Here is a 16937-nt window from a genome sequence, read left to right on the forward strand (position 1 = left end):
CGACGTCCGGGTGCGACCCGGCAAATCGTCACGTCCGCGCACGCGCACCCGGCCCCGGCACGAGGACGCCGTCGACGGGTTCGTGATCGCCGTGGACCGGGGCCGCTACACCTGCGTGCTCCCCGACGCCGGGCCGGCCGACCCGACCGTCACCGCCATGCGGGCCCGCGAGCTGGGCCGCAAGTCGGTGGTGGTGGGCGACCGGGTGAGCCTGGTCGGCGACACCTCGGGCGCCCCCGGCGCGCTGGCGCGGATCGTCCGGATCGCCGAGCGCCGGTCGGTGCTGCGGCGCACCGCCGAGGACGACGCCACCACCGCCGAGGGGCGCCTCGAACGGGTGGTCGTGGCGAACGCCGACCAGCTCGTGATCGTCAGCGCGCTCGCGGACCCACCACCGCGCACCGGGTTCATCGACCGCTGCCTGGTGGCCGCGTACGACGCCGACATCGAGCCGCTGCTCTGCCTCACCAAGGCCGATCTGGCCGGCCCGGAGGCGGTGCTCGGCTACTACACCGAGCTGGAGCTGCCGTACGTGCTGATCCGGCCGGACTCCGACCTGGCCGCGCTGCGCGCGCTGCTCGCCGGGCGGGTCTCGGTGCTGGTGGGGCACTCCGGGGTGGGCAAGTCGACGCTGGTCAACCGCCTCGTCCCCGAGGCCGACCGGGCGGTCGGCACGGTCAGCGCGATCGGCCGGGGCCGGCACACCTCGACCAGCGCCGTGGCGCTCCGGCTGCCCCCGCAACCTCACGGCAGCTCCAGCCCGGCGCGTCCGGCGCCGGGCGGCGACCTGGAGCCGCCGGAGACGGCCGGGGACCCGGGCTGGATCATCGACACCCCGGGCGTCCGCAGCTTCGGGCTGGCGCACGTCTCCGCCGAGAGCCTGCTGCACGGCTTCCCCGACCTCGTCGAGGCCACGGTCGACTGCCCGGCCAACTGCCAGCACACCGCCGAGGAGGCGGACTGCGCGCTGGACGCCTGGGTGGCCGCCGGCAAGGCGGACCCGCGCCGGCTGGCCTCGTACCGCCGGCTGCTGGCCTCCCGTAGCGGCGAGAGCGACCCGCGCGAGCCGGAGCGGAACCCGGGCGACCCGCTCGCCGGTTCCTGACCGGCGGAACCCGGGCCACCCGGCGGTCGGGGCGGCCCGGGCGTCGCTAGCGTGTCCGGCATGACCGGGTACGCCGACGACCTCGCCCTCGCCCACCGGCTCGCCGACGCCGCCGACGCGGTCGCCACGGCCCGGTTCCGCGCCCTCGACCTGCGGGTCGAGTCGAAGCCCGACCTGACCCCGGTCTCCGACGCGGACACCGCCGTGGAGCGGGAGATCCGCGCCCTGCTGGCCACCCACCGCCCCGGCGACGGCCTGCTCGGCGAGGAGTACGGCGAGCAGCCCGCCACCGGCCCCGACGGGCGGCGCTGGGTCGTCGACCCGATCGACGGCACCAAGAACTTCGTCCGGGGCGTACCCGTGTGGGCCACCCTGATCGCGCTGCTGGAGGGTGACCGGCCGGTGCTCGGCCTGGTGTCCGCCCCGGCGCTGCACCGGCGCTGGTGGGCGGCCCGCGGCGCGGGCGCCTTCGCCGGGCCCGACGCGGCCTCCGGCACGCCGATCCGGGTCTCCGGGGTGACCACCCTGGCCGACGCCAGCTTCTGCTACTCCTCGCTGACCGGCTGGGAGGAGGCCGGCCGGCTGGACGCGGTGCTCCAGATCATGCGGGACGCCTGGCGCAGCCGGGCCTACGGCGACTTCTACGGCTACATGCTGCTGGCCGAGGGGGCACTGGACGTGATGGTGGAGCCGGAACTGTCGCTCTGGGACATCGCCGCGCTGGTCCCGATCGTCACCGAGGCCGGCGGCACGGTCACCGACCTGGCCGGGCGGCCGGCCCCGGCCGGTGACGGCTCGGGCGACCACAGCGCCGTCGCCAGCAACGGCGCGCTGCACGACGACATCCTGGCCCGGCTCGACCGGCCGGCCGCGCGCTGACCCGCCGGTAACCTCTATCCTCGCCAGGTGGTGTCCTCCGGTTGGTGCTTCCTGGCGGCGATGATCGTCGCGTACGGCTTCGCCAATCTCCTCCAGTCGGTGGCCGCGGCGCGGACCACCGTGCACCACACCTTCGACCCCGGGCTGCTGCTCCGGCTGGTCGGCCACCGCACCTACCTGGTCGGGCTCTCCTGCCAGGTCGTCGGCTTCGTGCTGGCCTTCCTGGCCCGCCGGGACCTGCCGCTGTTCCTGGTCCAGGCCAGCGTGGCGGCCGGGCTGGGGGTGACCGCCGTGCTCGGCGTGCTGGTGCTCAAGTGGCGCCTGCCGGCCGCCGAGGTGGCGCTGCTGGTCCTCCTGTTCGGCGGGATCATCGCGCTGGTGCTGTCCGCCGAGCCGGCGCCGTCCCGGCAACTCGGCACCGCCGGGCTCGTCGGCCTGGCGGTGGCGCTCGGGGTGATCGCCGTGCTCGGCTTCTTCGCCGCCCGGCTGCACGGCGCACCCGGCTCGGTGGCGCTGGGCTCGCTGGCCGGGATGGCGTTCTCCGCCGCCGCGGTGGCGGCCCGGCCGCTCGCCTCTGCCGACTCGGCTGAGGCGTTCGTCCGCGACCCGCTGCTCTACCTGCTGATCGCCCACTCGGTGGTCGGCCAGCTCCTGCTCGGCCTGGCCATGCAGCGCGGCTCCACGACCGCCGCCGTGGCCGCCATGGACGCCGCCGGGGCGGTGCCTGCGGCCGTCATCGGCCTGCTGCTGCTCAACGACAAGATCTGGCCGGGGCGGGAGTGGCTGGCCGGGGTCGGCTTCCTCGCCACGCTGGCCGCGGTGGTCGGCCTGACCCGGTACGCCGAACCGCAGCACCACCACGCGGTGGCCCGGAACCGGGAGCCCGCCATGATCCGTGCCGGCTCGGCCGTCCGCGCCCGGCGCTGAGGTCAGGCCGCCTCGACGGGGCCGCGCTGCTCGGCGGCCACCTCGACGGGGCGCGGGGTCTCGACGACCGGCTCGGCCGGCTTCCGCCGCCCGATCACCCGCTCGTAGAGCCGCTCCAGCGCGCCCGCCGTGCGTTCCCAGGTGTAGCTGCACCGGACCCGGTCCACGGCGGCGTGCCCGTACGCGAACCGCCCGGCGTTGTCGGCCAGGATCCGGCGCAGGGTGACCCCGAGGGTGCGCACATCCCCGGGTGGCACCAGCTTGCCGGTCACCTCGTCGACCACCGCGTCCGCGATGCCGCCCATGGCGTAGCCGACCACCGGGACGCCGCAGGCCATCGCCTCCAGCGACACCCGCCCGGCGGAGGAGTAGTGCGGGGTGCAGGCGACCACGTCGGCGGAGCGGTACCAGGTGGCCATCTGGTCGTGCGGGACCGCGCCGACCAGCTTCACCTGCTCGCCCACCCCGGTCCGCTCGGCCAGCTCGCGCAGCCGGCGCGCCTCGGCGTGGTCGGCGAGCTGCTCGGCCGGCGGGCCACCGGCGATCACCAGCTCGGCGTCACCGACCAGCCGCATGGCGCGGATCAGGTCCTCCTGGCCGTGCCCGGCCGCGAGCCCGCCGACGGAGAGGATGCGCGCCCGCTGGTCGCGGGGAGCCGCCTCGCCGTCCGGGTGGAACTGGGCGGTGTCCACCCCGGTCGGCACCATGGCCACCGAGGTGCGCTGGAGTCCCATCCGGGTCAGCTCGTCGACCTCGTCGTTGCACTGGGCCACCGCGATGTCCACGGCCCGGGTCAGCGCCCGTTCCAGGGGGATCCGCTCCCCCGGCCCGTCGTACCGCCGGCCGAGGTGGCGCAGCTGCTCGACGCCGAGGGAGTGGAAGGTCTGCACGACCGGGATGTCGGTCTCGCGGACGGCGTGGGCCGCGGCCAGCCCGCCGACCCAGTAGTGCCCGTGCACCACCTCGGGGGCCCAGGCACCGGACCATTCCTGCGCCAGCCAGCGGCCGAACTCGGTGACGAACGGCACCAGCTCGGCGGTGGGCAGCGGGGCGGGCGGGCCGACGGGGACCCGCTCCAGGTGGTAGCCGTCCACGTCGACGGACTCCTGGCCCCGCGCGTCGCGGCGCTCGTACACCCGGACGTCGTGGCCCCGTGCGGCGAGCTCGGCCGCCACCCGCGCGATGTGCTGGTGCGTCCCGACGGTGGGACCGTCGAGGGACGGGCCGGCGTGCGCGCACACAAGGCCGACGCGCATGGTGCACCTCCATGCGTTCTCGCGAGCGGTGGGTCCTCCGGTCAGAGGGTCCCATTAACCCGGCCCCGGTGCGCCGAAACCTGGCAGATCGGGAGCGGACCGGCGGACCGTCGCACGGACGGGACAGCGCGGCCCGGTCGGGTTCGTGTCAATCTGCCCCGACCGGGCGCCCGGCAACCGTGATCCGGGCGACTCCGTCGGCATGACCCGGCCGGACCGGGGGTACCGGCGGAGAATGCCTCTCACCCGCAGCCTCGACGACGCCACCGTCGTGATCACCGGCGCCTCCAGCGGGATCGGCGCGGCCACCGCGTACGCGCTGGCCCGGCGGGGTGCCGACGTCGTGCTGGCCGCCCGCACCGAGGAGGCGCTGCGCCGGGTCGCCGACCGCTGCCGGGAGCTGGGCGGGCGGGCCCTCGTGGTGCCGACCGACGTGACCGACCCGGAGGCGGTGGAGCAGCTCGCGGCACGGGCGGCGGCCGAGTTCGGCCGGATCGACGGCTGGGTCAACAACGCGGCGGTGGGCACCGTCGGTCTCTTCGACGAGATCCCGGTGACCGAGTTCCGCCGGGTGGTCGAGGTGAACCTGCTCGGCACCGTCTACGGCAGCAAGGCAGCGCTGCCGTGGCTCGACGCGGCCGGCGGCGGGGTGCTGGTCAACAACGCCTCGGTGCTGGCCGAGGTCGCCATGCCGTACCAGTCGGCGTACAACGCCACGAAGCACGCCATCCGAGGGCTGGCCGACACGGTCCGGCAGGAACTGCGGGTCACCGGCCGGGGCCACATCTCGCTCTGCACGGTGCTGCCGGCCAGCATCGACACGCCGTTCTTCCGGCACTCCGCCAACCACACCGGCCGGGAGCTGACCCCACCACCACCGGTCTACCCGCCGGACCTCGTGGCCGAGACGATCGTCCGGCTGCTGCGCCGCCCGCGCCGCGAGGCGTACGCCGGGGGCGCGGCCCGGCTCATGGGGCTCCAGTGGCGGCTCGCCCCGGCGCTGGCCGAGCGGGTGCTCGGCTGGTACACCGCACGCACCCAGTTCGGCCCGGGCGTACGCCTGGACGCCGCCGGCAGCGTCTTCCACGCCGACGCGACGGCCGAGCAGACCGACGGCTGGCAGGGCCGGCGCGGGCAGCTGCTCCGGCTGACGGCGGCGTTCGGGCTGGCGGCGGCCGGCACCGCCGTCGGCACGATGGCGGCGATGAGCCGGCGTTCCCGGACGGACCGCTGATGAGTCCCGCCGACCGGACTGATGCGCGCCGGGGGGCGGGCATGCACAATGGGACGATCATGCCGACGGACGTGCGCTGCCTCGTGGAGACGGACGAGTCCTCCGCGGTCATCCGGCTGACCGGCGTGCTGGACCGGGCCGGCCTCGACGCCGTCCGGGGCGCGCTGCTCGCCCGGCTCTGGCAGCGGCCCGGCGCAGCGATCGTCGACCTGTCCCGGGTGCGGATCGCCGACCCGGCGGCCCGGGGCGTCCTCGACGACGTGCAGCGGGTGGCGGCCGACTGGCCCGCCGCGGGCCTGCTGGTGTTCGACCCGGCCGGCCTGCCGAACGGGGGTGCGCCGGTGCACCGGTCCCTCGACGCGGCGCGCGCCGCACTGCGCGACGCCCCGCTCGCCGCGGTGCTCACGGCCGACCTGCCCCCGGTGGTGGCGGCCGCCCGGGAGGCACGGGCGCTGGTCATCGACGGCTGCGCCCGGTGGGGCGTGCCGGAGCTGGCCGAGCCGGCCTCCATCGCGCTCACCGAGATGGTCAACAACGTGGTCGCACACGCCGAGACGCCCATGACGGTCCGGGTGGCGCCCCGGGACAGCGCCCTGCACCTGGCCGTCCGGGACCATTCCGGCCGACGGCCGGCGTACGCGGGGCTGGCCCCGGTCACCTCCACGGGCGGCCGCGGCCTCCTGCTCATCGACACGGTGGCGCGGCGCTGGGGCAGCACGCCCTTGCCGGACGGCAAGGTGGTCTGGTGCGTGCTGCACGCCGAGGACGAGACCCTGCTCCGGAACTGAGGCCCTTTTCGCCCTTTCCTCCCGATCTCACCCGCCCGCTGCGGTTAATCGGGCGAGCGCAGTGGGTAGTTCCCGGTCATGCGCGACAACGAGTACCCCACCCCCGTGTCCGACCCCGAGGCGGAGGGCCTGCCGGACACCGCCGACGACGACTCCAGCGCCAACGACGACGTGCTGACCGGACGCGAGGCGGACGGGCCGGAGCCGGCCCCGCTGCCGGCCGACCGGACCCCGGTGGCCGTGGACCGCTTCGGCACCACCGCCGAGGAGCAGCTCGACGGAGAGTCACTCGACTACAAGCTCCAGCGCGAGCAGTACGAGCGGCCCGCCGACGACCCGCTGGCCGGCCCGGTGGACCCGGACATCGCCGCCGAGGCGGACAGCGAGGAGGCCGCCGCGCAGGCCCAGCTCGACGCCGACGTGATCGACCCGGGCCCGACCTCCGACCCGCACTCCCCGGTCTCCGTCTACGACCACGGCCAGCTCGGCACGGTCGCCGACCATCAGGTGGGGCGGCTGGTCGAACCGGACGAGGGCGCGCACACCGACCAGGAGACCGACAACGTCGCCTACGACGCCGGTGCGGCCGGGGGCGGGGCCACCGCGGAGGAGCTGGCCATCCACGAGACCCAGCCGCCCGCGGCGACCTGACCCTCAGCCGTCCAGGCCCTGCTCGATCGCGTACCGGGTCAGCTCGACCCGGTTGTGCAGCTGGAGCTTGCCGAGCGTGTTCTGCACGTGGTTCTGCACCGTCCGGTGGGACAGCCCGAGCCGCTCGGCGATCTGCTTGTACGACAGGCCCTTCGCCACCAGACGCAGCACCTCGGTCTCCCGCTCGGTGAGCCGGGGTGCCTCGTCGTGCGGTGCGGCCGGTGCCGCGGCCAGCCGCCGGTACTCCCCCAGCACCAGGCCGGCCAGGCCGGGGGTGAAGACCGGCTCGCCGGCCGCCGTGCGGCGCACCGCGTCCAGGAACTCGGCCGGCGCGGCCGACTTCAGCAGGTAGCCGGTGGCGCCGGCCTTGACCGCGTCCAGCACGCTCTGCGGCTCGCCGCTGGCCGACAGCATCAGCACCCGCACCTCGGGCAGCACGGCGCGCAGCCCCTGGATCACCTCGACGCCGGAGACGTCCGGCAGTTGCAGGTCGAGCACGACCACGTCGGGGCGGGCCGCCGCGGCCACCCGGACCGCCTGGCGCCCCTCCCCGCTGGTCGCCACCACCAGGTGGCCCGCCTCGGTGAGGTCACGGGCCACGCCCTCGCGCCACATCGGGTGGTCGTCGACCACCATCACCCGGATGCTCACCGGCCACCCCGCGGCACGGTCAGCTCGATCTCGGTGCCGGTGCCCGGCGCGGAGACGATCCGCGCCTCGCCGCCCAGGTCGGCCACCCGGCCCCGGATCGACTGCGCCACCCCGAGCCGGCCCTGCGCGGCGGCCTCGGCCAGCCGCCCGTCCGGGATCCCCGGCCCCTCGTCGCGTACCGAGACGGTCACCGTCTCCCCCTCGTCCTCGATGAGCACCCAGGCCCGGCCGCCGCCGTGCCGGGCCACGTTGTCCAGGGCCGCACCGACGGCGGCGGCCAGTTCGCCGGCCACCCGGGCGGGCAGCGGCACCGGGGTGGCCGGCGCGGCCACCTGCACGGCCGTCGAGGCGTACCGGTCGAGCAGGTCGCGCAGGTCCCGCTCGTCGCCCGTGCCGTCCGGCCCGGCGCCCGCCCGGCCGATCAGCGCGCGCAGCGCGGCCTCCTGCTCGCCGGCCAGCCGGGCCAGCTCGGCGGCCTCGCCGTCCAGGTCCGCCCCGCGCCGCCGCACCAGCGCCAGCACCTGGAGCACCGAGTCGTGGATGTCCCGGGCCAGCCGCTCCCGCTCCCGCGTGGCCGCCTCCAGCTCCACCGCCCGCTGCAGCCGCGCCTCGGCCTCGACGGCGAGCCGGGCCACGTGCCCCACCACGACACCGGCCAGCAGCATGAGGGTCACCCCGGTGAGCGAGGACTGGCTGATCCGTTCCCGGGTGGCGAGGTCGGCCCCGCCCAGCACCAGCGCCGCCACGGCGCCGCGCCGCCGCCCGCCGGAGACCGCCCAGGCCAGCACCGGCCCGGCCAGCCAGGCGACGGTCAGGGTGGGCACGCCGGCGGCGAGCGCCGCGCGGCCGACCACCCACGGTGTGGCCAGCATGATCGCCAGCACCACGCCGAGGTCCGCCAGGAGCAGTGGCCACCGCCGGCCGGCCGGCCGCGCGTAGCCCGCCGTGGCCGCCCCCGACCAGGCCAGCATCCCGAGGAGTACGCCGCCGGCGGCGACCGGGTGCGCGTAGCGGTGGGCGTCCCGGAAGACCAGCACGGTCACGTACGCCAGCGAGGCGAAGCGGAACACCGCGATGGACCGCCAGAGCGGGACCTCCAGGCCACCCGGGGACGACGGCATGCGGGACACCCTGCCACAGCCGCGCACCGGCGGGCCGTGAGGTGCGGCGCGAGAAACCCTGACGTACGGTGGAAATGCCGCGAAAATCACCGAGATCCATCGTCGGGACGGGTCCATGACGAACGCAGAACCCCCCGCACCGCGTACGGTTGTGCCCATCGAACCTTCCCTCCTCATCGCCGAGGCCTTCACCCAGGCCCAGGTGACCGAGCTACGGCACTCGGTCACCTCGTGCGCGCACGCGGCGGGGTTGATCGGGCAACGGCTGGACGACTTCGTGCTGGCGGTCAACGAGCTGATCACCAACGCCGTCCGGCACGGCGGCGGCCAGGGGCGGCTGCGGCTGTGGCGCCGCCCCGGCGACCTGGTCTGCGAGGTCGCCGACCACGGTCACGGGATCAGCGTGCAGCGGCTCAGCGACCACGCCCGGCCCGCACCGGACACCGCCGGCGGCTGGGGCCTCTGGCTGGCCCGGGAACTGAGCGACACCATGGCGGTGGAGACCGGCGAGGCGGGCACGATCGTCCGGATCACCACGGCGCTGGCCGCCCGGACCGTCGCCGACGACTGACCGGCGGACCGGGCCCGCACCTCAGCCGAAGAGGGCGCTCACCGACTCGCCGTTGTGGATCCGCCGCATCGCCTCGGCCAGGGCCGGCGCCACCGAGAGCACCTCCAGCTTCGGCACCCGCTTCTCCTCCGGGATCGGCACCGTGTTGGTGCACACGATCTCCAGCACCCCGTCCTGCTCACTGAGCCGCTTCAGCGCGCCGCTGGAGAACAGGCCGTGGGTGCAGGCCAGCCGGATCGAGCGGACCTGCCGCTCGCGCAGGTGGCTCATCAGCTCGATGACCGTGCTGCCCTTGGCGATCTCGTCGTCCAGCACGATGACGTCCCGGTCGGCCACGTCACCGATGATCGTGCTGATCTGCACCCGGTCGTCGCTGTACCGCTGCTTCGCGCCGGCCGCCACCGGGGTGCCGAGCATCCGGGCGAACGCCGCCGCCTCCTTGGCGTTGCCCAGGTCCGGCGAGACCACGACGGTGTTGCTCAGGTCCCGGCCCCGGAAGTGGGCGGCCAGCTCGCGCAGCGCGTGCAGGTGGTCCACCGGCACGCTGAAGAAGCCGTGCACCTGCGGCGAGTGCAGGGTCATGGCGAGCACCCGGTGCGCACCGGCCGAGGTGAGCAGGTCGGCGACCAGCCGCCCGCCGATGGAGATGCGCGGGGCGTCCTTCTTGTCCGACCGCGCGTACGCGTAGTGCGGCAGCACCACGGTGATCCGGCCGGCGGACGCGCCACGGGCCGCGTCGATCATGAGCAGCAGCTCGACCAGGTGCTCCTGCACCGGCGGCACCAGCGGCTGGATGAGGAAGACGTCGCGCTCCCGGCAGTTGGCCTGCAACTGCACCTCGAGGCAGTCGTTGGCGAACCGGGACACCCGCACGGGATGCAGCGGGACGTCGAGGTGGGCACAGATCTCGGCGGCGAGATCCGGGTGGGCGGTCCCGCTGAACACGGCAATGTCACGCACGTCTGTTGATCGTACGGGTGGACCGGCGCGCGGCGGTGGACGCTCCCGCGTGCCTCAGTTCCAGCGGTTGCCGGTCAGCTTCTCGTAGACCTCGACGTAGCGGGCCCGGGTCGCCTCGACCACCTCGGCGGGCACCTCGGGGGCGGGCGGCTGCCGGTCCCAGCCGCTGCCGGTGGCCCAGTCGCGCACGTACTGCTTGTCGAAGGAGAACTGGGCGCGACCCGGCTGGTAGGACTCGGCCGGCCAGAACCGGGACGAGTCGGAGGTGAGCAACTCGTCGGCGAGGATCAGCGTGCCGTCCGGCGCCCAGCCCAGCTCGATCTTGGTGTCGGCGATCAGGATGCCCCGGTCGGCGGCGATCTCGGCGCCCCGCCGGTAGACGTCGATGGTGATCTGCCGCAGCCGCTCGGCGGTCTCCGCACCCACCTTGTCGACCACCTCGGCGTAGGTGATCGGCTCGTCGTGCTCGCCCTTGGGCGCCTTGGTCGACGGGGTGAAGATCGGCTCGGGCAGGATCGACGCCTCCACGAGGCCCCGGGGCAGCTCGATGCCGGAGACCGCGCCGGTGCGCCGGTATTCGGCGAAGCCGCCACCGGTGAGGTAGCCCCGGGCGACGCACTCGACCGGGACCATGTCCAGCCGCCGGCAGCGGATCGCCCGGCCGGCGAACTCCGCCGGCACGTCGGTGGCCGAGATGACGTGGTTCGGCACCAGGTCGGCCAGCTGCTCGAACCACCACAGCGACAGCGCGGTGAGCAGGCGGCCCTTGTCCGGGATCGGCGTCGGCAGCGCCACGTCGTAGATGGAGACGCGGTCGGAGGCGACCAGGATCAGGTCCTCGCCGTCGGCGTAGACGTCCCGGACCTTGCCCGAGTGCAGAAGTTCCACGGCGCCTAGTACACCATGTTGCCCGGCCGCGCCCGGTGCGGCCACCGGCCGTCAGGTCCCGGAGCGGGTTTTTGGCTTGCCGTGGTCGGTGAGGTCCCCTACCGTCCAGTTCCGCACCTCCCGGTGCGCAGGCAACGGCTACTTCCGCTCATAACGGGGAGACGCGGGTTCGAATCCCGCCGCCGCCTTTCGGCGGTGTCGACCAGTGGCCCAGGTCACCTACGGCCCGCGAGGGCCGGTCGCCGTCGCCGCTCCGATCTCGGGAGGCGCGCTTCACGCCGCCTACCCGGTGCGACGGACACGGCTACTTCCCTGGTAAGGGGCCGTCGAGGCCCTGCGGTTCAAGCCCGCTGACGCCGTGGCCAACCTTGATCTCGGGTGTGCGGCGTGATCGCCGTCTCCGCCCATGATCACGGGATGGCAAACCCTGTTGCCCGGCCGACGGTGCCGCACCTAGCGTCGTGCACGCACCTCCCGGTGCGAAGGTGACGGTTACATCTTGGAGGGGTCCACGACCCCGGTGAAGAGCCCGTCCGTCGCCGGCTTCCGATCTCGGGAGGCGCGACCACGCCGCACACCCGGTGCGCAGGCGACGGCTACTTCGGGATCCGCAGGTTGGGGGTTCGAGTCCCCCGAGGCCCTCGGGCCGATAGCTCAATCGGACAGAGCGGCGGACAGGCCCGTCGCCGACCTCCGATCTCGGGTGTGCGGTGCGGTGGCGTCCTCCCACCTTGACCGACACGGGGGACGTGATGGCCAAGTTCAACCTCAAGCTGCGCCAGAACCGTGGTAGGGCCGACGGGACCGTGACCGCCGAGGGCGGGCCCGGCTTCACCCGCGAGCCACGTGCCGAGCTCTTCCTGCTGGCGGTGTCGAACATGGTCGGCGAGGACACCTTCTACGAGGGCGCCGCCGGCCGGGATGCCCGCTTCCGTGACCTGGTCGCCGCCGTCGCGGTCGCCGACCCCGACTGGTTCGCCCGGTTCGTGCCGTGGCTGCGCGCCGGCGCCATGCTGCGGTCGGCATCGGTGGTGGCGGCCCTGGAGGGCGCACGCGCACAGGTCGCGGCGGGCGTTCCGGGTTCCCGGGCGGTCGTGAACGCCGCTCTGCAGCGTGCCGACGAGCCGGGTGAGGCGCTGGCGTACTGGCTGGGCCGTCACGGCCGGACACTGCCCAAGCCGGTCAAGCGGGGCGTCGCGGATGCCGTCGGGCGGCTGTACCACGAGCGCAGCCTGCTCAAGTACGACTCGGACAGCAACGCCGTGCGGTTCGGTGACGTCATCGACCTGACCCACCCGGCGGCGAAGGACGAGCGACAGGGCGACCTGTTCCGGCACGCGCTGGACCGGCGCCACAAGCGCGACAACCCGCCGCCGGCCTCGCTGACGGTGCTGGCGGCCCGGGCCGAGCTCATGGCGATGCCGGTCGAGCAGCGCCGGGAGATCACCGACCCGGCGGTGCTCGGCGCGGCAGGCATGACCTGGGAGGCGCTCGCCGGCTGGCGGCAGACCACCATGGACGCCGCGGCGTGGGAGGCGATCATTCCGACCATGGGTTACCTGGCTCTGCTGCGCAACCTGCGCAACTTCGACCGGGCCGGGGTCAGCGACGCCGCCGCCGAGACGGTGGCGGCGACGCTGTCCGACCCCGGTGCGGTCGCGAGGTCGCGCGTACTGCCGATGCGGTTCCTGTCCGCGTACAACGCGGCACCGAGCCTGCGGTGGGCGTACCCGCTGGAGAAGGCGTTGCAGCACGCGCTGGTGAACGTGCCCGCGCTGGACGGCCGGACGCTCATCCTGATCGACACCTCCGGGTCGATGACCAGCGGATTCAGCAAGGACGGCACGCTGCGCTGCTGGGACGCGGCCACCGTGTTCGGCCTCGCGCTGGCCGCCCGCGCGCAGGACCCGACCGTGGTCTCGTTCTCCAACGCCAGCCGGGTGTTTCCGACGGTGGCGGGTGAGTCGGTGCTGGCAGTCGTACGCCGGTTCAAGGACGGCGGCTACTTCTACGGCGGCGGGACCGAGACCGAGAAGGCGGTCCGGACGCACTACGACCGGCACGACCGGGTGGTCATCCTCACCGACGAGCAGGCGTACTGGCACGGCTCGGCGGACGTGGCGGCAGCGGTGCCCGCACGGGTTCCGGTGTTCACCTGGAACCTGGCCGGATACCGGGTCGGGCACTCCCCGACGGTCGGGAACCGGCACACGTTCGGCGGTCTGTCGGACGCCGCGTTCGCGATGATCCCGCTCATCGAGGCCGGCTCGCGCGACCACTGGCCGTTCTGATGTCCGCCCGCGGCATCGGCCTCCCGGGGCCGACGTCGCGGGCGGTGCGGAACGGGCGGCGTTGACACTCCCGCCCGGCGCCTGTGTAAATGGTCCGTCCGCAGCAGCCGCCCGCACCCCGGGAGAAACCCGTGCGCGCACCGCAGTCCGTACCCGGCCCCGGCGTCGACCGGCGGCGGCTGCTCGGCGCGCTGGCCGGGCTGCCGCTGCTCGCCGGCGGGCTGACCGGCTGCGGCCCCGAGGAGGAGACCCGGGTCGAGGACGGCCCCATCGAGCTGTCCGTGTTCTGGTTCGGCGGGGCCCGCCGGGCCGAGGCCACCGAGAAGGCGCTGCGGCTCTACTCCCAGCAGAACCCCCGGGTCAGCTTCCGGGTCACCTGGCAGGGCCTGGCCGGTTACTACGACCGGCTGGCCACCCAGGCCACCGGGGGCAACGTGCCGGACCTGTTCCAGATCGACGACACCCTGCTCACCGAGTACGCCAACCGGCAGATCGTCCTCGACCTCACCGCCGAGGTCGCGGACAACCGGCTCGACCTGCGCGGCCTGCCCGAGCACCTGGCCCGGTACGGCCGGGTGGACGACCGGACGGTCGCCGTGCCCGCCGCGCAGACCAACGCCGCGCTGGTCTACAACCGCGACCTGCTGCGCCGGCTGCGACAGCCCGAGCCGCACACGGGCATGTCCTGGCGGGAGTACGCCCGGTGGGCCGCCCGGGTCACCCGCGCCTCCGGCAACCGGGTGGCCGGCACCATGGACCCGTCGGGCGACTACCGGGCGCTGTGGCTGTGGTTGCGCGGCCAGGGCAGCGAGCTGTACCAGGGGCGGCAGCTCGGCTTCAGCTCCGGCGAGCTGCTCGACTGGTTCGAGTTCTGGGAGGTCGCCCGGTACGACCGGGCCACCCCCAGCGCCGCGCTCGTCGAGCAGGCGGACAGCGGCGAGCTGGCCCGCCAGCTCGTGGTCACCGGGCACACGGCCGCGTCGTTCGCCTGGTCGCACCAGTTGCCGGAGCTACAACGGCTCACCGACGACGAGCTGGGCCTGGCCGCCTTCCCGGGCACCCCGGCGGCACAGTGGCCCCGGGCCTCGATGTACTGGGCCGCCTTCCGCGGCAGCCGCCACCCGGGCGTGGTGGTCGACGTGATCAACTTCCTCACCACCAACGTGGCGGCGGGCCGGATCCTCGGCATCGAACGCGGTTTGAACGCGGCCCTGCCGGTCCGCACGTTCGTGGTCGACGGCGTCACCGACCGCACCGAGAAGCGCGTGGTGGCCCTCGGCGCCGAGCTGGCCGAGCTGGCCGGGCCGGCGCCCGCGCCGCCGCCGAAGGGGCACGCCAAGGTGCGGACCCTGCTCATCGACGCGGCCGAGAGCATCCGCGCCAAGCGCGCGGGCGCCCGGACGGCGACCTCGCGGTTCATGGCGCAGGCGACCGCCGCCCTGGCCGAATGAGGGCCGCCCGCCGCACCCGGCAGGGCGCGGCGGGCGGACCGGTTCCCGTCAGCGCGGCGGGCCGCCGCGCCGGCCGCGCATGAGGCGCAGCACCAGCAGCACGATCACGACGACCACCACCAGGCAGCAGAGCAGCCCGAGGAAGCCGAAGCCGCCCCGGGACCGCCGCCGGGCGGCCTCCACCACGACCTCACCCGTGCCCGTGGAGGCCCAGGCCGCGACCGGCACGAACACCGAGAGCACGACCGCACCGAGGACCGCGCTGAGGCGGCCCCACCATCTGTTCCAAGCAGACATGCCCTCATCCTCGCGGAGAAGCGCAACCGGGGCACGGCGGACGGGCCGGATCACTTCCCCCGAAGACGGCGAAAGGCCCCGGAGTTCCCTCCGGGGCCTTTCGCGACAGTAGCGGGGACAGGATTTGAACCTGCGACCTCTGGGTTATGAGCCCAGCGAGCTACCGAGCTGCTCCACCCCGCGTCGGCTCGTACAGCCTATCTCATGTCCGCCGTGGAGATCAGCCGGGTTCCCCGATCCCGCCGGGCCCGGCCGGAGCCTGACATGACGAAGGGCCCCGGAGTTTCCTGCGGGGCCCTTCGGGACAGTAGCGGGGACAGGATTTGAACCTGCGACCTCTGGGTTATGAGCCCAGCGAGCTACCGAGCTGCTCCACCCCGCGTCGGCTCGTTAACCGTAGCGTACGGGGCCCCGGACCCGCAAAACGGGCCCGGGACCGCACTCAGCGCAACCAGTCGCGGATCGCCTGCACGGCGCGCCGGCTGTCCTTGTCGACCTGGGACCGCGGGCTCGACGTCCCCTCCCAGCCCTGCTCCCAGAGCACCGTCACCACGTTCCCGATCCGGATCGCGCGGACGAGTCGGACCACCTCGCCCACGGCCGGGCCGCCCTCGTGGTCCATGGCGGGCCGGCGCGACTCGAACAGCACCGACTCGTCGCCGTACCCGGTGTCCGGGAGCAGCCGCTGGGTCGACGTCAGTCCCTCGCCGCCGTCCAACCCCGGCTGTGTCGGACAGTCGCGCACGGCCTGTCGCAGGTCGGCCAGCACGTCGTCGGCGCGCCCGGGCCGGTAGACGGTGATGCTGTTCCGGTAGCTGCCGTCCGGGACGTACCCCTGCGGGGTGTCGGCCAACTTGAACGCCAGGCTGCGGGCGCGGCGGGTGACCATCCCCGACTCGCCGGGCGTGGCGCCACAGAGCGCCGGCAGCACCGGTCCCGGGACCGACGCCTCGCCGATGCCGGTGTCGTTGGCGGGGGCCAGGGTGAAGAAGGCCCGGTCCGGGATGCTCCGGGGGGTGGCGGCCGGCGGCCGGGCGCTCGTCGTCGGCGGCGCGTCCGGGGTCCGCGCCGCGGGTGGCGGGGTGGTCGGGCTCGGCAGCGGCGCGGGCGGAGTGGCGGTGGGCGACGGCGACGGGCTGCCGGTGGTGGTGGCCGGTTGCGGGTCGGTGTCCGGGCCGGCGGCGAGCACCAACCGTGTGCCCGCGGCGGTGCCGGCGACCAGGACGGCGACGGTCAGCGCCCCGAGCGCCGCCCGCCGCCGGGCCCGGCGGTCGGCGCGCCGGCGCACCCGGTCCGGGGCCGGGAGCACCCGCTCGTCGGTGTCCGCGGCGAGCGCCCGGTAGAGGCGGTTCAGATCACGCGACATCGTTCACCTCCAGCTCCTCGTCGGCCACGCCGGGCAGCAGCTCGGCCAGCCGGGCCCGGCCGCGGGACAGCCAGGACTTCACGGTGCCGGTGGGGACCGCGGCCTCCCGGGCGATCTCCTCCACCGGCAGGTCGAACAGGTAGTGCAGCGCGAGGGCCTGCCGCTGCCGGGCCGGCAGCTGCCGCAGCGCCCCGACCAGCAGCACGGTGTCCTCGCCCGGCGGCCCCACGTCCGCGGGCGGGCCCGTGCGGCTGGCCGCGAGCCGCCAGCCCCGCAGCCGCCGCCAGCGGTCGGTGGCCAGCCGGCTGATGACGAGCCGCAGCCAGGCCTCCGGGGCCGGGTGGGCGGCCAGCTTCCCCCACTGCCGCCAGGCCCGGGCGTACGCCTCCTGGACGAGATCCTGGGCCTCGGCAGGGTCGCCGGCCACCGCGTAGCCGTACCGGAGCAACCGCCCCGACGTGCTGCGGTAGAAGTCGTCGAAGCTGTTCGCGTCGCGCATCT

General features: G+C 74.8%; 16 protein-coding genes, 2 tRNA genes and 1 pseudogene. 9 read left to right on the plus strand and 10 right to left on the minus strand.

Translation table 11 applies throughout. The features are described 5' to 3' along the window. The first annotated feature begins 10 nt into the window (after positions 1-10). From rsgA to GA0070214_RS12655, 3 genes and pseudogenes are all read left to right on the plus strand, one after another. Complete coding sequence (gene rsgA / locus GA0070214_RS12645) at positions 11-1105, plus strand: ribosome small subunit-dependent GTPase A (protein ID WP_208602746.1); 1095 nt, start codon at positions 11-13, stop codon at positions 1103-1105. A gap of 60 nt (positions 1106-1165) precedes the next feature. Continuing rightward, complete coding sequence (gene hisN, locus GA0070214_RS12650; protein WP_091262370.1) at positions 1166-1984, plus strand: histidinol-phosphatase; 819 nt, start codon at positions 1166-1168, stop codon at positions 1982-1984. Positions 1985-2044: 60 nt separating this feature from the next. Continuing rightward, positions 2045-2908, plus strand: a pseudogene (locus GA0070214_RS12655) (hypothetical protein); the annotation flags it as partial. 5 nt (positions 2909-2913) lie between these two features. Here the strand turns inward: GA0070214_RS12655 and GA0070214_RS12660 are convergent. Continuing rightward, positions 2914-4167 carry a glycosyltransferase gene (locus GA0070214_RS12660; protein WP_091262374.1) on the minus strand — a complete coding sequence of 418 codons (1254 nt, stop codon included), beginning with the start codon at positions 4165-4167 and terminating at the stop codon, positions 2914-2916. Between the two features lie 235 nt (positions 4168-4402). Between GA0070214_RS12660 and GA0070214_RS12665 the strand changes: the two genes are divergently transcribed. From GA0070214_RS12665 to GA0070214_RS12675, 3 genes are all read left to right on the plus strand, one after another. Then, positions 4403-5401, plus strand: coding sequence for an SDR family oxidoreductase (locus GA0070214_RS12665; RefSeq protein ID WP_091262376.1), 999 nt, complete (start codon positions 4403-4405; stop codon positions 5399-5401). Between the two features lie 59 nt (positions 5402-5460). Then, complete coding sequence (locus tag GA0070214_RS12670; RefSeq protein WP_244167690.1) at positions 5461-6189, plus strand: ATP-binding protein; 729 nt, start codon at positions 5461-5463, stop codon at positions 6187-6189. A gap of 78 nt (positions 6190-6267) precedes the next feature. Beyond that, complete coding sequence (locus GA0070214_RS12675; protein ID WP_091262380.1) at positions 6268-6840, plus strand: DUF5709 domain-containing protein; 573 nt, start codon at positions 6268-6270, stop codon at positions 6838-6840. Between the two features lie 3 nt (positions 6841-6843). On the opposite strand, the gene GA0070214_RS12680 is transcribed toward GA0070214_RS12675, so the two are convergent. Together GA0070214_RS12680 and macS are read right to left on the minus strand one after the other, a co-directional pair. After that, positions 6844-7476 carry a response regulator gene (locus tag GA0070214_RS12680; RefSeq protein ID WP_208602765.1) on the minus strand — a complete coding sequence of 211 codons (633 nt, stop codon included), beginning with the start codon at positions 7474-7476 and terminating at the stop codon, positions 6844-6846. Between the two features lie 11 nt (positions 7477-7487). Then, positions 7488-8612 (minus strand): MacS family sensor histidine kinase, encoded by a 1125-nt coding sequence (gene macS, locus GA0070214_RS12685; RefSeq protein WP_091262384.1) that lies wholly within the window; start codon positions 8610-8612, stop codon positions 7488-7490. Between the two features lie 115 nt (positions 8613-8727). Between macS and GA0070214_RS12690 the strand changes: the two genes are divergently transcribed. Then, positions 8728-9183 (plus strand): ATP-binding protein, encoded by a 456-nt coding sequence (locus GA0070214_RS12690; protein ID WP_091262385.1) that lies wholly within the window; start codon positions 8728-8730, stop codon positions 9181-9183. 21 nt (positions 9184-9204) lie between these two features. On the opposite strand, the gene GA0070214_RS12695 is transcribed toward GA0070214_RS12690, so the two are convergent. Both GA0070214_RS12695 and GA0070214_RS12700 read right to left on the minus strand, forming a co-directional pair. After that, the gene (locus GA0070214_RS12695; protein ID WP_091262387.1) at positions 9205-10143 is read right to left on the minus strand and encodes a ribose-phosphate diphosphokinase; all 939 of its coding nucleotides are present in this window, start codon (positions 10141-10143) and stop codon (positions 9205-9207) included. 54 nt (positions 10144-10197) lie between these two features. Next, positions 10198-11031, minus strand: coding sequence for a phosphoribosylaminoimidazolesuccinocarboxamide synthase (locus tag GA0070214_RS12700; protein ID WP_091262388.1), 834 nt, complete (start codon positions 11029-11031; stop codon positions 10198-10200). A 731-nt stretch (positions 11032-11762) separates the two neighbouring features. Between GA0070214_RS12700 and GA0070214_RS12705 the strand changes: the two genes are divergently transcribed. Beyond that, entirely contained in the window at positions 11763-13322 is a 1560-nt protein-coding gene (locus GA0070214_RS12705; protein ID WP_244167691.1) for a TROVE domain-containing protein, read from the plus strand. A 131-nt stretch (positions 13323-13453) separates the two neighbouring features. Continuing rightward, on the plus strand, positions 13454-14773 hold the full coding sequence (locus GA0070214_RS12710) for an ABC transporter substrate-binding protein (protein ID WP_091262392.1): 1320 nt from the start codon (positions 13454-13456) through the stop codon (positions 14771-14773). 48 nt (positions 14774-14821) lie between these two features. On the opposite strand, the gene GA0070214_RS12715 is transcribed toward GA0070214_RS12710, so the two are convergent. The 5 genes from GA0070214_RS12715 to GA0070214_RS12735 form a co-directional block, all read right to left on the minus strand. Next, the gene (locus GA0070214_RS12715) at positions 14822-15070 is read right to left on the minus strand and encodes a hypothetical protein (protein WP_091262394.1); all 249 of its coding nucleotides are present in this window, start codon (positions 15068-15070) and stop codon (positions 14822-14824) included. Between the two features lie 109 nt (positions 15071-15179). Next, positions 15180-15253, minus strand: a tRNA-Met gene (locus GA0070214_RS12720). Between the two features lie 125 nt (positions 15254-15378). Then, a tRNA-Met gene (locus tag GA0070214_RS12725) sits at positions 15379-15452 on the minus strand. 60 nt (positions 15453-15512) lie between these two features. After that, positions 15513-16436 (minus strand): hypothetical protein, encoded by a 924-nt coding sequence (locus GA0070214_RS12730; RefSeq protein WP_091262396.1) that lies wholly within the window; start codon positions 16434-16436, stop codon positions 15513-15515. Continuing rightward, the gene (locus GA0070214_RS12735; protein ID WP_091262399.1) at positions 16426-16935 is read right to left on the minus strand and encodes a SigE family RNA polymerase sigma factor; all 510 of its coding nucleotides are present in this window, start codon (positions 16933-16935) and stop codon (positions 16426-16428) included. The genes GA0070214_RS12730 and GA0070214_RS12735 overlap by 11 nt, the downstream gene beginning before the upstream one ends. Positions 16936-16937: the final 2 nt, after the last annotated feature.

The organism is Micromonospora chaiyaphumensis (assembly GCF_900091435.1).
In the GTDB taxonomy this organism is placed as follows: Bacteria; Actinomycetota; Actinomycetes; order Mycobacteriales; family Micromonosporaceae; genus Micromonospora; species Micromonospora chaiyaphumensis.

Coding starts and splice junctions, on each gene's coding strand:
- hisN (WP_091262370.1), top strand. CDS start 1,166: ATGACCGGGTACGCCGACGACCTCGCCCTCGCCCACCGGCTCGCCGAC.
- GA0070214_RS12660 (WP_091262374.1), bottom strand. CDS start 4,167: ATGCGCGTCGGCCTTGTGTGCGCGCACGCCGGCCCGTCCCTCGACGGT.
- GA0070214_RS12665 (WP_091262376.1), top strand. CDS start 4,403: ATGCCTCTCACCCGCAGCCTCGACGACGCCACCGTCGTGATCACCGGC.
- GA0070214_RS12670 (WP_244167690.1), top strand. CDS start 5,461: ATGCCGACGGACGTGCGCTGCCTCGTGGAGACGGACGAGTCCTCCGCG.
- GA0070214_RS12675 (WP_091262380.1), top strand. CDS start 6,268: ATGCGCGACAACGAGTACCCCACCCCCGTGTCCGACCCCGAGGCGGAG.
- GA0070214_RS12680 (WP_208602765.1), bottom strand. CDS start 7,476: ATGGTGGTCGACGACCACCCGATGTGGCGCGAGGGCGTGGCCCGTGAC.
- macS (WP_091262384.1), bottom strand. CDS start 8,612: ATGCCGTCGTCCCCGGGTGGCCTGGAGGTCCCGCTCTGGCGGTCCATC.
- GA0070214_RS12690 (WP_091262385.1), top strand. CDS start 8,728: ATGACGAACGCAGAACCCCCCGCACCGCGTACGGTTGTGCCCATCGAA.
- GA0070214_RS12715 (WP_091262394.1), bottom strand. CDS start 15,070: ATGTCTGCTTGGAACAGATGGTGGGGCCGCCTCAGCGCGGTCCTCGGT.
- GA0070214_RS12730 (WP_091262396.1), bottom strand. CDS start 16,436: ATGTCGCGTGATCTGAACCGCCTCTACCGGGCGCTCGCCGCGGACACC.
- GA0070214_RS12735 (WP_091262399.1), bottom strand. CDS start 16,935: ATGCGCGACGCGAACAGCTTCGACGACTTCTACCGCAGCACGTCGGGG.